17 protein-coding genes are annotated in these 23,963 nt (G+C 27.7%); 7 read left to right on the top strand and 10 right to left on the bottom strand.

The window, feature by feature from the left end; translation table 11 throughout:
* Positions 1-139 precede the first annotated feature (139 nt).
* The 3 genes from hcp to ABUA17_RS01200 all read right to left on the bottom strand — a co-directional run bounded on the left by hcp (position 140) and on the right by ABUA17_RS01200 (position 5,873).
* Entirely contained in the window at positions 140-1,867 is a 1,728-nt protein-coding gene (gene hcp / locus ABUA17_RS01210) for a hydroxylamine reductase (RefSeq protein WP_055274812.1), read from the bottom strand.
* A 103-nt stretch (positions 1,868-1,970) separates the two neighbouring features.
* On the bottom strand, positions 1,971-2,651 hold the full coding sequence (locus tag ABUA17_RS01205) for a Crp/Fnr family transcriptional regulator (RefSeq protein WP_055274810.1): 681 nt from the start codon (positions 2,649-2,651) through the stop codon (positions 1,971-1,973).
* Between the two features lie 15 nt (positions 2,652-2,666).
* Positions 2,667-5,873: a ligand-binding sensor domain-containing protein gene (locus ABUA17_RS01200; protein WP_055274808.1), complete on the bottom strand. Its 3,207-nt coding sequence runs from the start codon at positions 5,871-5,873 to the stop codon at positions 2,667-2,669.
* 163 nt (positions 5,874-6,036) lie between these two features.
* Here ABUA17_RS01200 and ABUA17_RS01195 point away from each other — a divergent pair, with 163 nt between their 5' ends.
* The gene (locus ABUA17_RS01195; protein ID WP_042394542.1) at positions 6,037-7,386 is read left to right on the top strand and encodes a [Fe-Fe] hydrogenase large subunit C-terminal domain-containing protein; all 1,350 of its coding nucleotides are present in this window, start codon (positions 6,037-6,039) and stop codon (positions 7,384-7,386) included.
* Positions 7,387-7,626: 240 nt separating this feature from the next.
* On the top strand, positions 7,627-8,868 hold the full coding sequence (locus tag ABUA17_RS01190) for a LysM peptidoglycan-binding domain-containing protein (RefSeq protein ID WP_042394544.1): 1,242 nt from the start codon (positions 7,627-7,629) through the stop codon (positions 8,866-8,868).
* 54 nt (positions 8,869-8,922) lie between these two features.
* Here ABUA17_RS01190 and ABUA17_RS01185 read toward each other — a convergent pair whose 3' ends face one another.
* On the bottom strand, positions 8,923-10,773 hold the full coding sequence (locus tag ABUA17_RS01185) for an ABC transporter ATP-binding protein (RefSeq protein WP_055274805.1): 1,851 nt from the start codon (positions 10,771-10,773) through the stop codon (positions 8,923-8,925).
* Positions 10,766-13,009 (bottom strand): ABC transporter transmembrane domain-containing protein, encoded by a 2,244-nt coding sequence (locus ABUA17_RS01180; RefSeq protein ID WP_349817943.1) that lies wholly within the window; start codon positions 13,007-13,009, stop codon positions 10,766-10,768. The genes ABUA17_RS01185 and ABUA17_RS01180 overlap by 8 nt, the downstream gene beginning before the upstream one ends.
* Before the next feature lie 182 nt (positions 13,010-13,191).
* On the opposite strand from ABUA17_RS01180, the gene ABUA17_RS01175 reads away from it, so the two are divergent.
* Positions 13,192-13,632 (top strand): MarR family transcriptional regulator, encoded by a 441-nt coding sequence (locus ABUA17_RS01175; protein ID WP_042394551.1) that lies wholly within the window; start codon positions 13,192-13,194, stop codon positions 13,630-13,632.
* Between the two features lie 108 nt (positions 13,633-13,740).
* Here the strand turns inward: ABUA17_RS01175 and ABUA17_RS01170 are convergent, their stop codons facing one another.
* Positions 13,741-15,048 carry an NCS2 family permease gene (locus ABUA17_RS01170; RefSeq protein ID WP_042394737.1) on the bottom strand — a complete coding sequence of 436 codons (1,308 nt, stop codon included), beginning with the start codon at positions 15,046-15,048 and terminating at the stop codon, positions 13,741-13,743.
* A gap of 327 nt (positions 15,049-15,375) precedes the next feature.
* Here ABUA17_RS01170 and ABUA17_RS01165 point away from each other — a divergent pair, with 327 nt between their 5' ends.
* The 4 genes from ABUA17_RS01165 to ABUA17_RS01150 are packed head-to-tail and all read left to right on the top strand — an operon-like array spanning position 15,376 to position 18,461.
* Positions 15,376-16,368 (top strand): metal ABC transporter substrate-binding protein, encoded by a 993-nt coding sequence (locus ABUA17_RS01165; RefSeq protein WP_055291418.1) that lies wholly within the window; start codon positions 15,376-15,378, stop codon positions 16,366-16,368.
* The gene (locus ABUA17_RS01160) at positions 16,365-17,159 is read left to right on the top strand and encodes a metal ABC transporter ATP-binding protein (RefSeq protein WP_042394555.1); all 795 of its coding nucleotides are present in this window, start codon (positions 16,365-16,367) and stop codon (positions 17,157-17,159) included. The genes ABUA17_RS01165 and ABUA17_RS01160 overlap by 4 nt, the downstream gene beginning before the upstream one ends.
* Positions 17,160-17,162: 3 nt before the next feature.
* Complete coding sequence (locus ABUA17_RS01155) at positions 17,163-18,005, top strand: metal ABC transporter permease (RefSeq protein WP_042394558.1); 843 nt, start codon at positions 17,163-17,165, stop codon at positions 18,003-18,005.
* Between the two features lie 21 nt (positions 18,006-18,026).
* Positions 18,027-18,461, top strand: coding sequence for a Fur family transcriptional regulator (locus tag ABUA17_RS01150; protein ID WP_042394560.1), 435 nt, complete (start codon positions 18,027-18,029; stop codon positions 18,459-18,461).
* Positions 18,462-18,515: 54 nt separating this feature from the next.
* Here ABUA17_RS01150 and ABUA17_RS01145 read toward each other — a convergent pair whose 3' ends face one another.
* From ABUA17_RS01145 to ABUA17_RS01130, 4 genes are all read right to left on the bottom strand, one after another.
* Positions 18,516-19,571: an aldose epimerase family protein gene (locus ABUA17_RS01145; protein ID WP_042394740.1), complete on the bottom strand. Its 1,056-nt coding sequence runs from the start codon at positions 19,569-19,571 to the stop codon at positions 18,516-18,518.
* A 73-nt stretch (positions 19,572-19,644) separates the two neighbouring features.
* Positions 19,645-20,457, bottom strand: coding sequence for a nucleotidyltransferase domain-containing protein (locus ABUA17_RS01140; RefSeq protein WP_042394565.1), 813 nt, complete (start codon positions 20,455-20,457; stop codon positions 19,645-19,647).
* 105 nt (positions 20,458-20,562) lie between these two features.
* Positions 20,563-22,548: a type I pullulanase gene (pulA, locus tag ABUA17_RS01135; RefSeq protein ID WP_055274799.1), complete on the bottom strand. Its 1,986-nt coding sequence runs from the start codon at positions 22,546-22,548 to the stop codon at positions 20,563-20,565.
* Between the two features lie 214 nt (positions 22,549-22,762).
* On the bottom strand, positions 22,763-23,923 hold the full coding sequence (locus tag ABUA17_RS01130; protein ID WP_055274796.1) for an LCP family protein: 1,161 nt from the start codon (positions 23,921-23,923) through the stop codon (positions 22,763-22,765).
* Positions 23,924-23,963: the final 40 nt, after the last annotated feature.

Below are 23,963 nucleotides of genomic sequence, written 5' to 3'. Positions count from 1 at the left end.
ATCAATTTATCATTATAATCACTTAACCTTCTTATTAATTTCCTTACAAAATCAGAAAATTCCCAGAAGTAATTTATGTAAAATAATACTTCTAGGAATTTCTTATAACTTTATTAAACTTCTATCATTTTTAATATTATTAGCTTAAGAACATTTTCATATCATCTTCTACATTAGTTATTCCACCAATTCCAAAGTTTTCAACTAAAACTTTTGCTACATTTGGTGAAAGGAATGCTGGAAGTGTTGGTCCTAAATGAATATTCTTTACGCCAAGGTATAATAATGATAATAATACAATTACCGCCTTTTGTTCATACCAAGCAATATTAAATGCTATTGGTAATTCATTAATATCTTCTAACTCAAATACCTCTTTTAATTTTAATGCTATTAATGCTAATGAATATGAATCATTACATTGTCCTGCATCTAAAACTCTTGGAATTCCATTTATATCACCAAGATCTAATTTATTATATTTATATTTAGCACAACCTGCAGTTAATATTACTGTATCTTTTGGTAAAGCCTTTGCAAAATCAGTATAGTAATTTCTTGATTTAGCTCTTCCGTCACATCCAGCCATTACAAAGAATTTCTTTATGGCTCCTGTTTTAACAGCTTCAACAACTTGATCTGCTAACGCTAAAACTTGTGCATGAGCAAATCCACCAATGATTTCACCTTGTTCTATTTCTGTTGGAGATTTACACTTCTTAGCTTGTTCAATTATTGCAGTGAAATCTTTTTTACCATTTTCATCAGCCTCAATATGAACGCAACCTTCAAATCCTGCTGCTCCTGTTGTATACATTCTTGATTTATAGCTTTCATTCTTTGGTGGTACTATACAGTTAGTAGTCATTAATATTGGTCCGTTAAAGCTTTCAAATTCTTCTCTTTGCTTCCACCATGCATTACCATAGTTACCTACTAAGTGCTTGTACTTCTTTAAATTTGGATAATAATGAGCTGGTAGCATTTCTGAATGAGTATAAACATCTACACCAGTTCCTTCAGTTTGAATTAACAATTGCTCTATATCCTTTAAATCATGTCCAGATACTAAAATTCCTGGATTCTTACCTACTCCTATATTTACTTTAGTTATTTCGGGATTACCATAAGTCTTAGTATTAGCAGTATCTAACAATGCCATACCATCAACCCCTACTTTACCTGTTTCTAATGTTAAAGCAATTAACTCATCTACAGTTAAAGTGTCATCTACTAATTTAGCTAAAGTTTCTTGCATAAATGTATCTATTTCTTCATTATCATACCCTAAAGCATTAGCATGCTTTGAATATGCTGATAATCCCTTTAATCCATAAGTTATAAGTTCTCTTAATGATCTTATATCCTCATCTTTTGTTGCAAGAACACCAACTTCATCACTATTTGACTTTTCTTCTAATATTAAATTTAATGACTTAACTTCCTTATTTACGCCTACAATACCTTTAATCTTTTCTAAAATACCTGTTTTTTTGTCCATTTCTTCATTTGAAGAAGCGTCCCATAAAGCTACCTCTGATAAACCTTCTTTATTATCTAATTTAGCCATTAATTCAGCCTTTATTCTTAAAGTTTCCTTAACTCTACTATAAAATACTTCATTATCAAAATTAGCATTTGTTATAGTTGTAAATAAATTTAATGTAATAAAGTGATTTAATTCTTTATCTATTTTCTTTCCTTCTTTTCTTAATCTTGTTGTTACTTCTGATAATCCCTTAGTAACATATATTAATAAATCTTGCATATTTGCAAGCTCTGGACTTTTTCCACACACACCAAATTTAGTACATCCACTACATCCTGCTGTTTCTTGACATTGAAAACAAAACATCTTATTTTGCATATTTAAAAATCTCCTTTTGAAATATATTTCTTAACCTCATGTACTTATTCTATATCTATATAAAAAAAGAATCCGTAACACTTGTTACGAATTCTTTTTTTTTTTACATAAATAATTCTTCCTCTAAACCTTCAATATCTAATACTTTTATTACTTTTCTATTAAATTCAATATAATTCATATCTCTTAAATTAATCAATTCTCTTGATAAGGATGGTCTTGGAACTCCTAATAACGCTGCTATTTCTTCTTTTGTGTTTTTCAATATAATAGAACTACTTTTTTGTTCTTTTACTTCATTCAAAATATAATTAATGACCTTTTGTCTTATGCTTTTAAAGGATATACTCTTTATTTTCGAATTTAAAATAAAAACTTTATTACTCAATAAAGAAACAAAATTTTCTAATACCTTTTCTTCATTTGAGCATATCTTTAAAACATCATTTTTATTTATAAAAAGTATCTTACATTCACTTAAAGCAATAACAGTAGCTGGATAAGTTTTTGCTTTTGAAAATACTAATGCTTCTCCAAACACATCTCCTTCATCTAATCTATTTAATACTATGTATTTGCCGTTAGAATATAGTCTTTGTATTTCTACAACCCCATCTAAGACCAAAGCTAAACTTCCACACTCATCATCCTCATGTGCAATTATTTCACCTTTACTATAAGACTTTATATAATACTTTATTTCCTTTAAAACATTTCTTATGTTCTCATCACTTAATCCAATAAATAATTGATTTTTTTTTATTATTTTAATTATACTCTCCATATAATGCATTCCTTTTTACTCTTGTATAGGCAATATAATAATAAACTCACTTCCTTTTCCAATTTCACTAATTACAGTAATTTCTCCTCCATGAAGATTAATTAAATTCTTAGTTAAAGTTAATCCTAATCCACTACCTCCAAATACCTCAGAAGACACACTATTAACCTGACCGAATCTATCAAAAATATTCTTATGATACTTTTCATCTATGCCTATTCCAGTATCTTTAACCCCTATTTTAACTTTTCCTTCTAATTCACAAATACTAACGGTTATAGTGCCACCCACGTCAGTAAATTTAATAGCATTTCCAATTAAGTTTATTATACATCTTTCTATATCTAATTTATCACAATTTATAAATAACTCTTCTATTTCTGGATCAATTATAATTTCTAGGCCTTTAACTTCCGCAAGTTCAACCATTGATAAAGCAGTATCTTCAACAAGTGTTACTATATTTACCTCTTCCTTATCCAATCTATAAAACCCAGAATCTATCTTAGATGTATCAATAATATTATTAATTAAATTTAAAAGCCTCTGAGAATTTCCCTTTAAAGTACTCATATATGTATCCATTTTCTCAATAGATATTTGAACTCCAGATTTAGTTAATGAACTTATTAATTGTTCTATAGATAAAATAACATTTAATGGTGTTCTAAGTTCATGAGATAAATTAACAAAATAATTATTCTTATATTTTTCTAACTCTATAAGTCTTTCATATAATTTCTTATTTTCATTTAATTTATCATTTAGTTCTTGAGTTCTCTGCCTTACTAATGCATCTAATATTTTTACCTGATTATAATATATATATATTATAATTAGTATTATAATTATATATGTACAATATGCTATTGGTGTTCTCCAAATCGAATTCTTCACCTTAATATTTATCTCTAACACATCGGACCAAACACCATTATAATTTCTTCCAGCTATAAGCATTTTATATTTCCCTGGCGCTAGGCTTGCATATCTTGCGTAATTTTCATTACCAGAAAATGTCCATTCATCATCCATTCCTTCAAGCTTATATGCATATTGCATTTGGCTTATATTTTTATATTCCGGAACAAAAAACTTAATATATAACTCTCTAGAATCATACTCTAAAACAATATTATCTTTTTCATTTACCTCTATTCCTGCACTTGTCTTTATACTATCAACTATTACATTGCTAGTATTCATTTTTATCTTAATATCTAATGGATTAAATTCAGTTAATCCATTTACTCCTCCAAAATATATATTTCCCTGTGAATTTTTATGATATGAAAATCCATTGTATTCATTGGTAGCTAGTCCATCAACTTCGTAATACCTTATAAATTTATCTTCTTTTTGGTCATACATAGATATTCCATAGTTAGTACTAACCCATACATTATCATTATCATCTACTATTACACCATAAATAAAATCATTAGATAAACCATCACTATACGTATATGTTGTAAATTCTTCTCTTTGCTTATCAAATCTATTTAACCCACTTTGTGTGCCTATCCATATATAACCCGAACTATCTTCTGCTATAGCTCTTACATTATTAAAACTCAATGAATTAATATTATTATCATCAGCTAAATAATTCTTAATCTCGCCTGTTTCCTTATTATATCTTACTAATCCTCCTTCATTTCCAAGCCCAAACCACATTGTTCCTTCATTATCTTCATATATAGCACTAATAGTTTTTTCATATATCCCATTTTGCTCTAATATTTCATTATATGAAGTAAAATTTCCTTTTCTATCAAAGGTACATATTCCCCCTCTAGTACCTATCCAAAGTATTCCTGCTTTATCAATATATAATACTCTTATTTCATTATTTACAATACTATTCTCATCATCTGTTTTTTTATAAATAGTAAATTTATCATTACTTTTATCATACTTATTTAATCCATTATCAGTAGCAATCCAAATTTCATTATCTATTCCAGTTATGTCTTTTATTCTATTACTACTTAATGAATTATTGTTATTAAGATCACTATAATATCTAGTTACTTCATCATCAGCTTTATTTATTTTATTTATTCCAGCATTAAATGTTCCAACCCATAACATACCTTCACTATCTTCATATATCCCACAAACACTGCTACTACTTAATGAATTACTATCGCTTGAATTATTTCTATAAACTTTAAAATCTTTGTTTGGTAAGAACTTACTTACTCCATTAAATGTACCTACCCATATTACCCCTAATTTATCTTCATATAAACTAATAGTATTATCATCACAAATACTATATTTACCTAAATTATTCTTAAATGTATAAAACTTATCATATTGTTGATCAAACAAAGCTAAACCTTGATCTGTAGCTAACCACATATACCCATTTCTATCTATAAGTATATCTCTTATAAAATTACTAGGAATGGAATTTGGATCATCAGGATTATTAGTATATACCTTTATACTATTATCTTCTAAGTTCATAACATTTAGGCCACCTGTTTTAGTTCCAATCCATAGTTTTTTTTCACTATAATATATAGAAAATATATTATTCTCACTAATTGTATCCTTGTTATTTTCATCATGTAAAAATTCTTCTACAGATTTATTATTAGGATTATATTTATATAATCCTTCTCTTGTAGAAACCCAAATATTCCCTTCATGATCTTCAGTAATATCTTGAAGCCCTTTATTTTCTAAATACTCTGTAGCTACTTTTATAAATTTATCATTCTTTTTATCATATAAATTTAGTCCATTAATAGTGCAAACCCAAAGTCTTCCTTTCGAATCTATAAATACTTCATCAACAACTGTATTAGATATACTTTTATCTTCGTCCGACACTAAATACCTCGTTATATCACCAGTAACTAAATTTAATTTATTTAATCCTCCATCAGTACCTATCCATAAGTTTTGCTCACTATCTTCTACAATAGAACTAATCATATTATTACTAATACTATTAGTATCATTTTTAATATTTTTATATACTTTAATATCATTTCCATTATATCTGTTTAAACCATCATTAGTTCCTATCCATATATAACCAAAACTATCTTGGTATATATATTCAACTAAGGATTGGGATAAACCGTCATCTATAGTTATACTTTCAAAATTTATACTATTTTTATCAAAAGCATATATATTTATACATTTGTTGCATAATAATATTATTAAATATATAATTCCAATTTTAGTAAATATATTCTTCATTTTTCCCTCTTTTTCATCATATTTAGTTAAAATTATACTATATTTCGAATAATTTTCATACTATTAAAAAATCGTTTTATTTTATAAGCTTTATCTGTTTATTTTTATCTATAAAGAGAAATACTAAAATATACAAACATTATTTATTTTTGGGAGGTATATTATGAATAATAAATATGTTGATTTATTTGATATATTAATCAAATCCTATTATGATGGAAATTTTGATGAAACATTAAATAAAATAATCACTTGTCACGAAAAGTCTCCACAAGAAACCTTTGCAATAATAACTTCTTTATGTGGTGTTGATATTAAATTTGATAATAATTATGTTTATAATTTAAAAAAGGCAATTACCGAATATAATGTTAATAAAAAAATAGTTGAAAAACTTGAATGTTCTGGTGCAACTTGCAAACCAGATAAAAACAATGTTTACAGTTGCCAAAAAGCCTGTCCCTTTAATGCCATAGTTTACGATAATAAAAATAAAACAACAGTCATTGATAAAGATATTTGTATTGATTGTGGAATTTGCGTTGACTCTTGTAAAGATGGACGTATTTTAGATAAAACTGAATTTTTACCTATTATGGATTTAATAAAAAATAATAAAACAGTCATAGCAGCTGTTGCCCCTGCTATCATGGGACAATTTGGTGAAGATGTTACTATGGATCAGTTAAGAGCTGCCTTTATAAAAATAGGCTTTACAGATATGATTGAAGTAGCTTTTGCTGCTGATATGCTAACAATTAAAGAAGCTGTAGAATTTAATAAACATGTTAAAAGTCCAAAGGACTTAATGATTACATCTTGTTGTTGCCCAATGTGGGTTGGAATGCTAAAAAAAGTTTACAAAGATTTAATTCCTAATCTGTCTCCTTCTGTATCACCTATGATCGCAGCCGGAAGAGTGATAAAGGCCCTTAATAAAGATGCAAAAGTTGTATTTATAGGTCCATGTATTGCAAAAAAAGCTGAAGCTAAAGCTCCAGATGTTGCAGATGCTATTGATTTCGTACTAACTTTCCAAGAGTTAAATGATATATTTAAAGCATTTGATTTCCATCCAAGAGATTTAAAAGGAATCCCTTCTATAGAATATACTTCAAGAGGCGGAAGACTATATGCTAGAACTGGTGGTGTCTCAATTGCAGTTTCAGAAGCTGTAGAAGAATTATATCCTGATAAGATTAAGTACTTTAAAGCTAAAAAAGTAGAAGGAGTAAAGGAATGTAAAGAAGCTCTTGATAAAGCAATGAAAGGAGAATTAGATGCAAGTTTCCTTGAAGGAATGGGCTGCGTTGGCGGTTGTGTTGGCGGTCCTAAAATTCTAGTACCTCCTGATGATGCAAAAAAAGCAGTTGATAAATTTGCTTATGATGCTTCAATCAAAGTTGCTGTTCATAGCAAAATCCTTGATGACGTATTAGAAAAGATAGGAATTACATCATTAAAAGATTTTGAAGATCCTCAAAAAATCAGTATGTTAGAAAGAGATTTTTAGTATTTAACATATTTAGTAAGCTATTGCTAATAACTATTAGCAGTAGCTTTTTTTACTATAAATAAAATTAAAATTTATTTTTTAATACTTATTTATACTAGTAAAGATAAATAATGAGTTTATTCAAATTTTTATAACCAAAAAACTTATATAAGCCTTTAATCACAGCTGTTATCAAATTCATATACTATAATAACAATCAAAAAAATTATTACACAAATGATTACGAGGTGAGTAACTATGATAATACAATCAAAAGACTATCTTCCACCTAAATCAAATTCAATTTATATCTATAAAGGAATAAACAATGATACTTTTACCTTTAAAAGATATATTGAATATATTAATAATGATAAAATTCAAATTAAATTTGATAATGGTATAAATTCTTTTGTTAATGTTTATGAATACACTCCTGATGGTATTAAACTTTGCTACTATACAGGCAAATCATTATATCGTCAAGACTTTACAACTCATACAGGTTGTATAAATAACTATTTGATAAAAGATCCTATCTCTAAAGATAATATTTGGATTTTATCTGATGGTAGCAAACGCTGTATTACAAATATCGATGTGAAGGTCCAAACCCAATTTAAGCTTTATGATTCAGCCATAGAAGTTGTTACAACAGCAAAAAACAATTCTCAATTTTCAATAAACTATTATGTACTAGGTATAGGTTTAGTAAAAAGCATTTACTATATCAAGAAAAAAGGATTTCTTTTCTTTGAATTAGAAGATATCTTAGAAGATACTCCTTATTTAAAAAAAATAAAATTTTATTATCCTGATAAAAATCTAAATACTATTTGGTCTGTTGAAAAACCTATAATTTTTAATACTAATGATGACCCTTCAATAGTTTTTTCTAAAGAGTTCGAATCTTCGCCTAAAGGATTATTACCACTAATTAATAGAAATACTGTAATTAATAAAATGAATTATAATTTAAATAATAATTCTGTTAGTATAGATTTTTCTAAGGATATATTGCTTAATTTAAATAATAATTCAGAATATAATACTTTATTTTATTATTCAATTTATAATACACTAAAAGATTTCTATAATACTGATAATATTTCAATTAGTATTGAAGGCATGCCTATAAAAAAAACTTTTAACATTTCTCCATTATCTCATAACCTTACAATTCAAAACTGGAAAATAGAAAACTGTAAATATCCTTTCACATATGTTGTGAAGGATAATGATACGCTTATTGATATTTCAAAAAAATTTAATATAAGCTATTTAAAACTTGCCAAGTTAAATAATATTGAAAATCCAAACATTATTAACAAGCATGAAGTTCTTCAGATATATTCTTCAGGAATATATCTATTAAAAGAGGGAGATTCATTAAAGGAAATAGCATCTATGTTTGGTTTATCCATTGAAGAATTAATTAAAATTAATAATATATCTAACTTAGATGTTTTAAAACCTGGTTTAAAAATAAGGTTATGCTAAAAAGGAAACTCCAGTAAATTGGAGTTTCCCTCTTAAATAATATAATATTTTAATCTATGCTTCTGCATTTTCAAATTGACTGTTATAAAGATTTGCATAGAATCCACCCTTAGCTAATAACTCTTCATGGTTTCCTTGCTCTACTATATCTCCATCCTTCATAACTAAAATCAAATCAGCATCCCTAATTGTAGAAAGTCTATGAGCAATTATAAAGCTTGTTCTTCCATGCATTAAGTTATCCATTGCCTTTTGAATTAACACTTCAGTTCTTGTATCAACCGAGCTTGTAGCTTCATCAAGGATTAATATCTTAGGATCTGCTAATATTGCACGAGCAATAGTTAATAATTGCTTTTGTCCTTGTGATACGTTACTTGCTTCTTCATTCAATTCCATATCATACCCATGAGGTAATGTTTTTATAAAGCTATGAACATGTGCTGCTTTTGCGGCTTCTTTAACTTCTTCATCTGTAGCATCTAATCTACCATAACGTAAGTTATCCATTATAGTTCCATTAAATAACCATGTATCTTGAAGAACCATACCAAACATTTTTCTTAAGTCATTTCTTTTGAAGTCTTTAATATTATGACCATCAATTAAAATAGCTCCGTCATTAACATCATAGAATCTCATAAGAAGTTTAACCATTGTTGTCTTACCAGCACCAGTTGGACCTACTATTGCAACTCTTTGACCAGGTTTTATATGTGCTGTAAAGTCATTAATTATTGTTCTTTCTGGATTGTATCCAAAGTGAACATCCTTAAAATCAACTTTTCCTTCTATATTATCAGTGCTTACTGGATTTTCAACATCTAAACATTCTTCTTCTTCATCTAAGAATTCAAATACTCTTTCAGCAGCTGCGGCAGTTGATTGAAGTACATTTGCTATTTGTGCAGTTTGACTTATTGGTTGCATAAATGATCTAATATATTGAACAAAAGATAAAATATCACCAACTTGAATAACATCTTTTATAGCTAACCATCCACCAAGTATTGATACTATAACATATCCTAAGTTACCTACAAAAGTCATTATAGGCATCATCATACCTGATAAAAATTGTGATTTCCAAGCACTATTATAAAGTGTATCATTAAGTTCAGTAAATTTATTTATTTCTCTTTCTTCTGCGTTAAATGCCTTCATTACATTATGACCAGAATAAACTTCTTCAACTTGACCATTAACATATCCTAAATACTCTTGTTGAGTCTTAAAATACTTTTGAGATTTTTTAACAACAACAGCAATTAATCCTGCAGAAACTGGAATTACAATTAATGAAGCTAATGTCATTATCCAGTTTATTGAAAACATCATTATAAGTACACCAATAAGTGTAGTTGCCGCTGTTAACATTTGTGATAAACTTTGGTTTAAAGTTTGACTCACTGTATCAACATCATTTGTCACCCTTGATAATACTTCTCCATGTGTTTTAGTATCAAAATATTTAAGTGGCATTCTATTAATTTTTTCAGAGATTTCTTTTCTCATATTATAAGATACTTTTTGAGCAACTCCTGACATTACCCATCCTTGTATCAACGAGAAAATTACACTAATTAAATATAATCCTACTAAGAATAAAATAATTTCACCTATACGAGTAAAGTTAATTCCTTCAGCATTAGTAGTTGTAACTTTTTTAACTAATCCATTAAATATTTCTGTAGTTGCTTCTCCTAATATCTTTGGTCCTACAATTGAAAATGCAGCAGAACCAATAGCAAATATTATAACAATTATTATAGATAAACTATAAGGCTTTAGATATTTTGCAAGAGTCTTCATAGTCTTTTTAAAATCTTTAGCCTTTTCGCCACCTTTTCCCATTCCACCCATCGGACCTCCACCCATTGGGCCTCTCATTCTGTGCTTACTCATTTGAAAGCTCCTCCTTTGAAAGTTGTGATAGAGCTATTTGTTGATAAACTTCACAGTTTTTCATAAGCTCTTTATGAGTTCCTTTACCAACAACCTTACCTTCATCAAGAACTATAATTTGATTTGCATTCATTATAGTACTTATTCTTTGAGCAACAATTAAAAGTGTACTTTCTCTTAACTCAGTATTTATTGCTTTTCTAAGCTTAGCATCTGTCTTAAAATCTAATGCTGAGAAACTATCATCAAATATAAATACTTCTGGTTTTTTAGCTATAGCACGTGCAATTGCTAATCTTTGCTTTTGACCACCTGAAACATTTGTACCGCCTTGAGCAATTTCTGTATTAAATTTCTCTTCTTTACTATTTATAAATTCCATTGCTTGAGCAATTTCAGATGCTTTTATCATATCTTCATCACTTATATGATCTCCACCATATTTTAAGTTACTTTCAATTGTACCTGAGAATAAAAGTCCTTTTTGAGGGATAAATCCTATCTTTTCTCTTAAATCATATTGAGATACATTTTTTATATTTACGCCATCAATTAATATTTCACCTTCAGTTGCATCATAGAAACGAGGTATTAAATTGATCAATGTAGATTTACCACTACCTGTGCTACCAATAAATGCAGTAGTTTCTCCTGGAAGAGCTTTGAAACTAACATTACTTATTACATCCTCATCAGCTCCAGGATATCTGAATGAAACATTCTTAAATTCAATAGTTCCTTTTTCATCATGGTTAAATGTTTGTAAATTATCAGAATCTTTAACTACTACATCAACATTTAAAACTTCAGATACACGTTGAGCTGAAACCATAGCTCTTGGCAAAATAACTGAAACCATTGATATCATTAAGAATGCCATAATTATTTGCATAGCATATTGCATGAATGCCATCATTGTACCAACTTGCATAATACCTTCATCAATTCTATGCGCTCCAACCCATACTATTAATAATGTTATAGCATTCATTATAAACATCATTAATGGCATCATTGTTGTCATAATTCTATTAACAAAAAGGTTTGTTTTTGTTAAGTTCTTATTTGCAACTTCAAATTTATCTTCTTCATACTTTTGAGTACTAAAAGCACGTATAACAAGCATACCAGTTAAACTTTCTCTTGTAACAAGATTTAATCTATCAACAAGTTTTTGTACACTTTTAAATTTCGGCATAGCAAAGGTAAATAATACAATTACTAAAAGTAATATCGATATTACTGCAACTCCAATTACCCATCCCATTGATGCTCCAGTATTAATAACCTTAATAACGCCACCAATACCTAATATAGGTGCATAGAATACAATTCTTAATCCCATTACAACAAGCATAATAATTTGTTGTATATCATTAGTTGTTCTAGTAATAAGTGATGCTGTTGAAAATTCATCAAATTCCGTATTTGAGAAACCAACAACTTTATTAAATACATCTTTTCTTAAATTTCTACCTAATGCAGCACCAACTCTTGCAGCTATAAAGCTTACAAACACTGTTGCTACCATACTAATTAATGCAATACCAACCATTTTTACTCCAGCTACGATTACATAATTAGATTGAAGCTTGTCAGTATTAATACCAATATCTTTATATTGTTCTTTTACATAGCTAGTAGCTGATTGAGTTATCATACTTTCAGGCATATCAGCTAATTTTTCATCAACATTTGATAACATACTATCAATTTGATCTTGAGGCATCATATTTAACACTTCAAAAGGATCCATAGTAGATAAATCCATACCTTGTGTAGCCATGCCATCAATACCTGGAACTCCACTTAACCCTTTAGATTCTAACATTGAAACAATAAGCATTGGTTTTCCAAATATGTTGTTTAACTTATCTAGTTTTTCTTTCTCTTTAGTATTTAACTTATAAATACTTTCATTTTCTAGTTCCGGATAGTTTTTTAGATATTTATTATACTCATCAGTAGTAAGATTATCTTTATCTAATAAAATATAATTATCATCTACGACTGTCTTTTGATTATCATCCATGAAAATAAATAACTTTTTCATTTCTGATGATTTAATAACTTTAGGAACAGCATTTTCTACTCCACCTTGTTGTATTCCCACATTGACTATATCCGACATATAGTCTGGTAATGATAAGTCACATATAGCTTGAACAAATAATAATGCTACTGCAAGTATCATTGACCCAACAAAAGGCTTTAGATGTTTTAATAAATTAAGCATAAGCTCTCTTCTCCTTATTTAAATTAATATATTTCTATTTTTATAATAATTATATTTTTATAACTATTATCTGTCAACACAATAATTATCATTTTATAATAGTTATATTTATATAACTATGTATTGTAAACTGTTTTTTTATAGATTATAATATTATCAGTTATTATTGTAAGGAGGCTAAAATGACTACTTTATATTTAAACGAAATATCTGATAATCTATATCTACTATTATTATCTCTAAATAGACATATTTTTAATCCTACTGTTCTTACAAAAAAATTTAATGTTCCGCATTCACATATAAAGGTATTATTTTATTTAATACACCATGGACCAATATCAATTTCTAAAATGGCTAAAGAACTTTGTATTTCTAAACCTAATATGACTCCTGTAATCGATAAATTAGTTGAAGAAGGTCTTGTTACAAGAGACTATGATCCTACTGATAGAAGAGTTATATTAATACAAACTACGCCAAAAGCCCTAGAATTCTTAAAAGAAACTCAAGATTATGTTAAAGAAATAATCAAAGAAAAACTTTCTTCTTTAAATGATGAGGACATAAATACTTTATCTACTTCTTTAGAATCATTATTATCTGTAATAAAGAAATTTTAAAACTACTCTTATACTATATTTTATAATAAAAAAAATGTGCAAAGGCAAAGGCTCACTCGATAATTTATCAAGTGAGCCTTTGCCCTAATTTGTTTTAAACTAAACTTTTTATATAAATATGAATTTTAATACAAATATTACTCCAACCATTACTGTTGGCCAAGTAACTTCTTTCCATCTACCTGTAAATAACTTTAATAGTATATATGATACAACCCCAAATACTATACCATCTGAAATTGAATATGCAAATGGCATCATTATTATTGTCAAGAATGCTGGAATTGCTTCAGTATAATCTTCTAAATCTAATTCTTTTATATTTTCTATCATAAATAATCCAACTATAACTAAAACTGAAGCTGTAACTGCTGAAGTAAACACTCCAAATATTGGTGATAGGAATAATGCTAAGAAGAACATAAACGCTGTAGATACTGCTGTTAATCCAGTTCTTCCTCCTTCTGCAACACCTGATGCACTTTCAACAAAAGTACTAACTGTACTTGTTCCAAGACATGCACCAACAGTTGTTCCTATTGCATCTGCAAATAACGCCTTCTTAATATTTGGTACTTTCCCATTTTTATCTAACATATTTGCTTTAGTTGCAACTCCAACTAAAGTTCCTATAGTATCAAACATATCCATAAATAATAAAGTAAATAATACTATTACCATATCCCAAGAAAAAATATTATGCCATTCAAACTGCATAAATGTTGAACTTATTGATGGTGGCATACTAAAAATCTTATCTGGAAGATTTACTACTCCCATAGGTATACCTATTATAGCAGTTATTATCATTCCTAAGAATAATGCCCCCTTAACTTTTCTCGCAACTAATATACCTGTAATTACTATTCCTATAATTGCCAAAAGTCCTGTTCCTGAAGTAATATTTCCTAAAGATACTATTGTCCCTCCATCTGCTGGATGAATAACTATCCCTGCGCCTTCTAGTCCTAGTAAGGCTATGAATAATCCTATACCAACAGAAATAGCTCTTTTTATATTTACTGGAATCGAATCAACAATGGCTTCTCTTACATTAAATGCTGTTAATAATAAGAAAATTATTCCTTCTAATAATACTGCTGTTAAAGCAAATTGATATGAATATCCCATTGATAAAACTACAGTATATGCAAAGAATGCATTTAATCCCATACCAGGAGCTAACGCAAATGGTAATTTTGCATATAATCCCATCACTAATGTTGCAATTATAGATGATAAAGCTGTTGCTGTAAATACAGCTCCAGAATCCATACCAGCTGCTGATAAAATACTTGGATTAACTACAAGTATATATGCCATTGTCATAAATGTTGTAATACCTGCAATAAATTCTTGCTTTGTATTTGTATTGTTTTCTTTAAGTTTAAAGTAATTATCTAAAAACTTGTTCATTAAATCACCTTTTTCTTTTGTTTTAAAATTAGAGTTCAAATTTTATTTTCTTCTCCAAATTTACTCATTCATCGAATTGAAGAATGAGTTACCTTATATATAATAACAGAATTTTTTAAAAATCCAATAGTTTTTACGAACATTTTTTTATTTTTATACTTTTTTATTCATATTTGAATTTTTTTATGCATTTTTATATTTTACTGTCGAAACTTTTATTATACTATCAATTTAATAAAAAAAATTATAATTTACATTTAAACTAAAAAGTGTATAATTAATATTATAATTGCAAATTATTATCATTTGACTTTAGGAGGACAAATTATGAAATTTAAAATACCAAAACTATTATCAATATTATTAGTAACTTCATTATTATTTATAGGTTGTAATAACACTCAAGTTTCTGATAAATCTAGCGAAGATGATACTTTAAATATAGTAACATCATTCTATCCTATATATATATCAACGTTAAATATTGTAAAGGATATTCCTAATGTAACACTTACAAATATGACAAAATCTCAAACTGGTTGTTTACATGATTATCAGCTTACACCTCAAGATTTAAAAACACTAGAAAATGCTGATATTCTAATTATAAATGGCGCTGGAATGGAATCATTCTTAGATACTATAATTTCTCAATATCCAAATCTTGAAATAATAGATGCTAGTTCTGGACTTAATCTTTTAGAAGATGATATACATAGTCATGATGATGATCATGATGCTGATGATGACCACGACCACGATCACGATGCTGATGCTGATGACAACCACGACCACGATCATGAATACAATGCTCATATATGGGTTAGTGTTTCAGGTAATATAGCTGAAGTAAAAAATATTGCTTCTCAACTTGAAAATTTAGATCCTGAAAATAAAGATGCTTATGAAGCAAATACTAATGCTTATGTTTCTAAATTAGAGGCATTAAAAACTGAAATGCATGCTGAATTAGATAGCTTACCAAACAGAGATATAATTACTTTCCATGAAGCATTCCCATATTTTGCTGAAGAATTTAATTTAAATATTGTTGGTGTTATAGAAATAGAACCTGATTCTGAACCATCTGCTAAGGAAATCGAAAATATAATTGCTACTGTAAAAGCAAACAATATAAAGGCTCTATTTACCGAACCTCAATATTCATCTCAAGTTGCACAAACTATAGCTAATGAAACTGGAGCTACAGTTTATGAATTAGATCCTATAGTAACTGGGGATGCTAATTCTGATGCATATGATGATTATATAAATAAAATGCAAAAAAATCTTGATGTTTTAAAAGAGGCGTTAAAATGATAAAAAAAGCTAACTTTAATAAAAATAACAGCTGTAATAACTTTTGCTGTACAAAGATTGATAATTTTTCTGTTACTATTGGTAATAATGAAATACTTAAAGATGTAAATCTCCACATTCATTGTGGAGAGCTTACTTCCATTATTGGACCTAATGGAGCTGGAAAAAGTACACTTCTTAAAGCTTTACTTGGTGAAGTTAAACATACTGGAAACTTAACCTTTACTGGTCAAAATGATAATACTTATCACCAACCTATAATTGGCTATGTACCTCAATATTTAACTTTTGATAAGAATACACCAATTAGCGTGCTTGATTTATTTGTCTGTTGTAAAACAACAAAACCTTCATGGATTAAGCCTAAAAAAAAGTTGCGTGAAGAAGTATTAGAAAGTTTAAATAGAGTTAAAGTTCCCTATTTAATAGATAGACGTTTAGGTGCTTTATCTGGAGGAGAACTGCAAAGAGTTTTACTCGCACTAGCATTAGACCCTATTCCTAATATACTTTTGCTTGATGAGCCTGTTTCTGGTGTAGATCAAAATGGTTTAGATTTATTTTATCAAATATTACTAGATATTAAAAAGAATTATGATTTATCTATTATTTTAGTTTCTCATGATTTAGATTTAGTATATAAGTATTCAGATCGTGTAGCACTTATAAACGGTACAGTAGTATGTTCTGGTACTCCTAATCAAGTATTTAATGATCCAGCTACAAAAAAAATATTTGGATTATCATTTAATGCTTCAAATGAAGATTCATCTAAAACAGGAGGACTTTAAAAGATGTTTGACAGTTTATATAATGCCATTGATTTTCTTTTACCATTTCAGTGGCTTTCTCATACATTCATGAAAAATGCTTTTATAGCTATTTTAATTATTACCCCACTATTCGGTTTATTAAGCACGATGGTTGTAAGTAATAAAATGTCCTTTTTTGCAGATTCATTAGGACATGGAGCATTTACTGGAATAGCTCTTGGTATACTTTTAGGTGGAATGGATCCTATGTGGGGAGCTACTTTATTTTCAGTTTGTTTTGCAATTGCAATAACTGTAATTAAAAATAAAGGAACTTCTTCTACCGATACAATAATAGGGGTATTCTCTTCTATGTCTATTGCTTTAGGATTAGTACTTATGAGTTTTTCAAGTAGTTTAAGTAAATTTTCATCATATTTAGTTGGTGATTTACTTAGTATCTCTCAAGGGCAAATAGTATTATTAATATTTGTATTCATAGCTGTAATTACACTTTGGGTATTAATATTTAATAAACTCCTTGTTACAAGCTTAAATACCTCACTTGCTAATAGTCGTGGTATGAATACATTATTAATAGAAATTATATTTACTTGTACTATTGCTGTTATTGTAACAATAACTATAAGATGGGTAGGTTTATTAATTATAAATTCACTTTTAGTTTTACCAGCAGCTGCTGCTCGTAATATTTCAAAAAACGTTCGTCAATATCATTTATTTTCAATATTGATTGCTATTTTTTCTGGAATTGTTGGACTAATAATATCTTACTATCTTAATACTGTTACAGGTGCAACTATAGTTCTTGTTGCATCAGTTATATTCTTTATAACTTTACTTGCTAAACGTAAATTTATATAGCATTTTTATGGGGGTATTACATTGAACAATGATATTAATTTTAGTGACCTCCTTAAATCAAATGGTTTAAAGGTTACAAAACATAGGACTTCAGTTCTTAGGATAATAGTAGAAAGTAAGCAGCCTATTAGTGCTGAAGAAATTTACCTAAAATTAAAAGAAAATTCAATTTCAATTAATTTATCTTCGATTTACAAAATTCTTGATTCTTTATCAAATAAAAACATTATATCTAAATGTATATTAGGAGATGATAATAAAACCTCTTATGAAATTACCTCTTCAACTCATATGCATCATTTAATATGCAAACAGTGTAAAGAGGTTTTTCCATTAAACGATTGTCCCTTATGCATTTATGAAAAACATTTAAAAGATGATATGGATTTTGATGTAACTGACCATAAACTTGAAATTTATGGCTACTGTAAAAACTGTAAAAAAAATAAAAAATAAATTTAAATGGCTCGTATAATTATTATACGAGCCATTTAAATTTATTTTATTTTCTTATCTTGTACTAACCTTGTATATAGTTGTATGGTTATATTCTTCTCCTGAATTTAATATTACATTTGTAAAGTTTTTATGATGTAAACTATCCGGAAAATATTGAGTTTCAAGACATAAACCTTGTCTCTTTTTATATTTAACCCCACCTTTTCCCACTTCTTTTTCATTCAGGAAATTTCCAGTATAAAATTGTATACCTGGCTTAGTTGTAAATACCTCTAATACCCTTCCACTATTATCATCTATAACTTCTGCTACCTTTTTTAGTTCACCATTATAATCATCTATAATCCAATTATGATCATAACCATTACCATTTACTAATTGATCATATTCTTTATTAATATCTCTACCAATACACTTAAATTCAGTAAAATCCATAGGACTTCCTATTATATCTCTTATTTCTCCTGTTGGAATACTTTCTGAATTTGATACTGTTATTTTTTTTGAATTAATCTTAACTCTATGATTTAAAATATCTCCAGATGAATGTCCACTCAAATTAAAATATGAATGATTAGTTAAATTTACTATTGTATCCTTATCACTCTTTGCAAAATAATTAATAACTAATTCATTTTCATCTGTTAATCTATACTCTACATTAACATTTAAATTTCCCGGATAATTTTCTTCCCCATCCTTGCTTAAATATGATAATTTTATATATTGTCCATTATCATCTTCTAATATCTCAGAATCCCATACTGCTCGATTAAATCCTTTAGTTCCACCATGAAGATGATTATTTCCATCATTTTTTGCTAACTCATATTTTTCCCCATTAATGTCTATAGACGCACTTGCTATTCTATTCGCACAACGTCCAATTATAGCACCCAAATATGTTGTAGTTGTTTTGTAATCTTCAAAATTATCATATCCTAATACAATATCATCACTTTGTCCATTTTTATCCCTTGTTTCAAATGATAAAATTATACCTCCGAAATTAGTAATTCTAACTTTTGAAATATTATTTTCTAAAGTATAAATATAAATCGATTTATTATCAATTTTGTTCTCCATTTCTTCTCTTAAAATTCCCATATTTCTCTCCTCTTTAAAAACAATTTCAAAGTTAATTATACCAATTCCTCTTTCATGTGTAAACATTTCCAAGTTAACTTATTAGTTTTTCATCCTTTAAAATCACTTCTAACTGCTTTACAATATTATCAATATTACTCAATATACTAATATCACACTTACTTATACTATCAAATAATTTCTTAATATTACTTTCAAAATCAACCGGCAACTTTTCGCATGATTTTTCTACAATACTTAATAACCTTTTTTCACCTGGATGTGGTATTTCATTTATTGCAAAAATTATATCAAAATAGCTATCTAAAAAAGCTGAAATTCTGTTATTTATATTTACTATATCATTTCTGTTTATCGCTTTTTCTATTTGATTATAGTATGCTGAAAAATTATTTTTTAAAATTGGATAGTTATTTTTTATTATATTTATCTTTAATTCTTCAGGATATGGTATAGTATATTTTTCTTGAAGATCTTTAAACTTATTATCTCTATCATATACTATAGAAGAGCTTATTACATTATTCCAAAAACAAGTAGTATATCCAATGTGTGCAACATGATTATCAACTACATCTCTCAATTGATCAACTAACCATTCATACTCAAAATATGCTATATCTACCGTTATTGATGAATTTCTAATTATAAATTCATCAGATGGTCCCCAAAATGTATTATTTATTTCCATTAAATCTGAAAACTTCTTTGCAATACCTTCCCTTTTCTTAATCGATATTTCTTTATCTATGATAATATCTATATCTATATCTGAATAAGTGTCCTTTCTTCCACTTGCACATGAACCTGCTAATACTATAGCAACTACTTCATTTAATCGCTTAAATTCGTTAACTAGTTGATATACAATCATGTTCATTCCCATAAAATCTCACTCCTTTTTTCCCTAAATATAATATATAGAATGCTACTATATAAATAATAAAGAAGCATTCTATATAATTTATTCTTATTTTTTTAAAATAATATCCTATTTAATTAATACCTTTATTGATTTTCTTGAAACATTTACTTTGCTATCTTTTATTGTTTCAATAATTTCATTTCCTGCTGTTTTTTCATCAACCATAACATGCCAATTACTTTCCTCAAGTTCTACATCAACATCCTTATTATTAGCATTAATAATAACTGCAATTTTCTCACACTTAATATCTATATTTTTAGCATCAATAATATATGCTACTAAATTATTTTCACTAAAATTTACACCTTTTTTTAAGAAATGAATATTTTCTTTAATTTCTTCATTTGTATTCATCCTAAATGCTTTATATTCTTTTCTTAATGATATTAACCCCTTATAATATTCAAATAAATCCTTATATTTAACTTTTCTGTCCCAATAAATTTTATTTACTTTGTCTGATGACTCAAAACTATTTTCTACTAATTTTCCTTCTTCATCTTCTTTTGTTCTTGCCATTTCCTCTCCTGCATGCACAAAACTAATTCCTTGAGACGTAAGTATAATTCCTGCTATTAATTTATTCATAGCAATTAATTCTTCTTCTGTACAGTTAGGTGTAGATATCTGAAGTTTATCCCAAAGAGTATAGTTATCATGAGCTGAAGCATAATTTATTGTTTGATATGGCTCATTAGCCCAAAACTCATTAGAATAAACTATATTTTCCTTGTCTATATCCTTGTGATGTGTTGATGCAACTACAGCAAATTTAATTGTTTCTTCAAGTCCATCTTTCCCATTTACAAAGCCAGTTTCTTCATCATAAAAAACGTGACCTTTAACACCATCCCTACAATCATCACTAAAAGCTGCTATTTGTAACTTATCAAATTTATAAGTATTTTTCTTTAAAGCTGCTAATTCTTCTTTTAAAGGACTCGAACCCCCAGTCCATCCTTCTCCATACATAATTATTGATGAATCAATTTTATTTAACTCTTCCCTAATCAATTTCATAGTTTCTATATCATGTATTCCCATTAAATCAAATCTAAATCCATCAATGTGATATTCCTTAGCCCAATAAACAACAGAATCAACCATATATCTTCTAAACATATATCTTTCTGAAGCAGTTTCATTACCACATGCTGATGCATCACTATATTCACCATTTTCGTCTTGTCTATAATAATATCCTGGTACAGCATTATTTAAACAAGAGTCTAAGTTATAAGTATGATTATATACAACATCCATAACCACTCTTATTCCTGCTTCATGTAATGCTTTAACCATTTCTTTAAATTCCTTTATCCTAACATCCCCTAAATAAGGATTAGTAGAATAAGACCCCTCAGGAACATTATAATTTTTAGGATCATACCCCCAATTAAATTGAGGCTGTTCTAATTTATTTTCATCTATAGATCCAAAGTCAAAAGCCGGTAATAAATGAATGTGAGTAAATCCCATATCCTTTATATGATTTACTACTGTTTTAACAGTTGTTCCAGGAATACATGAATCCCAAATAGTTAAGGCTTTAAATTTGCCTTTATATTCGTTACTTATTCCAGATGTTTCATCAATTGATAAATCTCTTACATGAGCTTCATAAATTATTGAATCTGTAGCACTTTTTAATTCTGGTTTAGTATCCTTTTCCCATCCTTCTGGATTAGTGGTATTTAAATCAATGACCATACCTCTATTACCATTAACCCCTACTGCTTTTGCATATGGATCCACAACTTCACTAATTTTTCCATTTATATTAATTAAATAATTATAAAATTGTCCATTAAAATCACCATTTATTTCAACTATCCAAGTCCCATTAATACCTTTACTCATTGTATAAACTTCTTTAGCTTCACAATCAAAATCATATCCATTATCACCATACAATGCTAATTGAACATTTTCTGCTGTTGGCGCCCATAATATAAATTTACATTTATCTTTAGAATAAATAGCTCCTAAATCTCCATCATAACCATATATTTTATCAAAATCATTATTAAAATTTAATTTAGTACTCATTATACTCTCTCTCCCCACCATAAAGTTCATTCATTTACTATAATTTTCGGAAACGTTTCCGAACATATATTTAATTTTATACTATTTTTTATGACTTATCTACAATCAAATGCAATTTTATTAATATATTTTAATTTATTGTAAACCACTATTATTTATTAAAAGAAAATTGTCCATAATTATTAAATTAATTATAAACAATTTTCCTTCTTAATTATTCCCAATCACCTGTATAGATTATATCTTCATCATCTTTTTGATTATTTACACTTGCGCTCGATTTATCATCTTCATAATCATCTTGGTAATTTTCAATCCACTCACCAGTTCTGTATTCACTAAGCGCTTCTCTTAATGAACTATAATCGAATTGACTTTCATCTGGCTCTATATCATTAAATATAAAATCATGTAAAATTTGCGTATTTTGCTTTCTATCCATTATAAATACCCAACCTACTTCTCCACCATAGTTCATATCATCTGATAATTCCGTAACTGGTATATGAATTTGTTTCGTATCTAAACTAGGAAATTTATAAATTGTATATGCCATATCTAATGCATCCAAGGGATCTATATTAGTATTTAAATAATCAAGCATACTATTTACAATTCCTAAATATTTTATTGGGTTTGTTTCTCTTAATTTTTCTGCAATTTTAAATAATACTTCTCGCTGTCTTTCCGTTCTTTCAAATTCATCCCCAACACCTTTTCTTATTCTTGAATAAGATAAAGCTTGCTTTCCATTTAATAATTGCAATCCTGATTCTGTAACGGGACAATCATTTCCACCTGTAGATTCACCTATATACTTATTTAATTCATCTAATTGATAGTCCTTAACATCTATCTCTAATCCACCTATTTGATCTATTATAGCCTCAAATCCCCAAAAGTTTATTATTATATATTTATCTATGCTTATATCATATGTTTCCTGTATTGTATCTTTTAATAAATCTATTCCCCCAAAGGCCATAGCTGCATTCAATTTATGCGGTCCATACCCTTCAATATCAACTAACGTATCTCTAAACAATGATGTTAATCTTATTTCCTTATTATTATTATCTAAAGTTGCAATTATAATAGAATCTGCTCTTGCTTTTTCATTTACATCTCTACCATCTGTTCCAACTAACAATACATTAGTAATTCCTTCAACTTCTTTATAATTAACTTCATCTTCACTTTTCTTATCAACAGTTTTAATTTTTATTTCATTAGATTCTGTATATATCTTACTTTTAACATAACTATAATAGCTTGCAGATATCCCAACCATAGCAAACACCAATATAAATATTATCGAAAGAATTATTGTTCTTTTTTTAGGTTTCTTTTTCTTATTTACTGTTTTTTCGCTCAATTTTATTGCCCCCTATTAATGCACTATATATCATTTATAC

Source organism: Clostridium sp. RTP31139st1_H3_RTP31139_211217 (assembly GCF_040227035.1).
GTDB classification, from domain to species: Bacteria; Bacillota; Clostridia; order Clostridiales; family Clostridiaceae; genus Clostridium; species Clostridium saudiense.
Note: the sequence above shows the minus strand (reverse complement) of the source record. Positions and strands in the feature narration are given on the sequence as shown.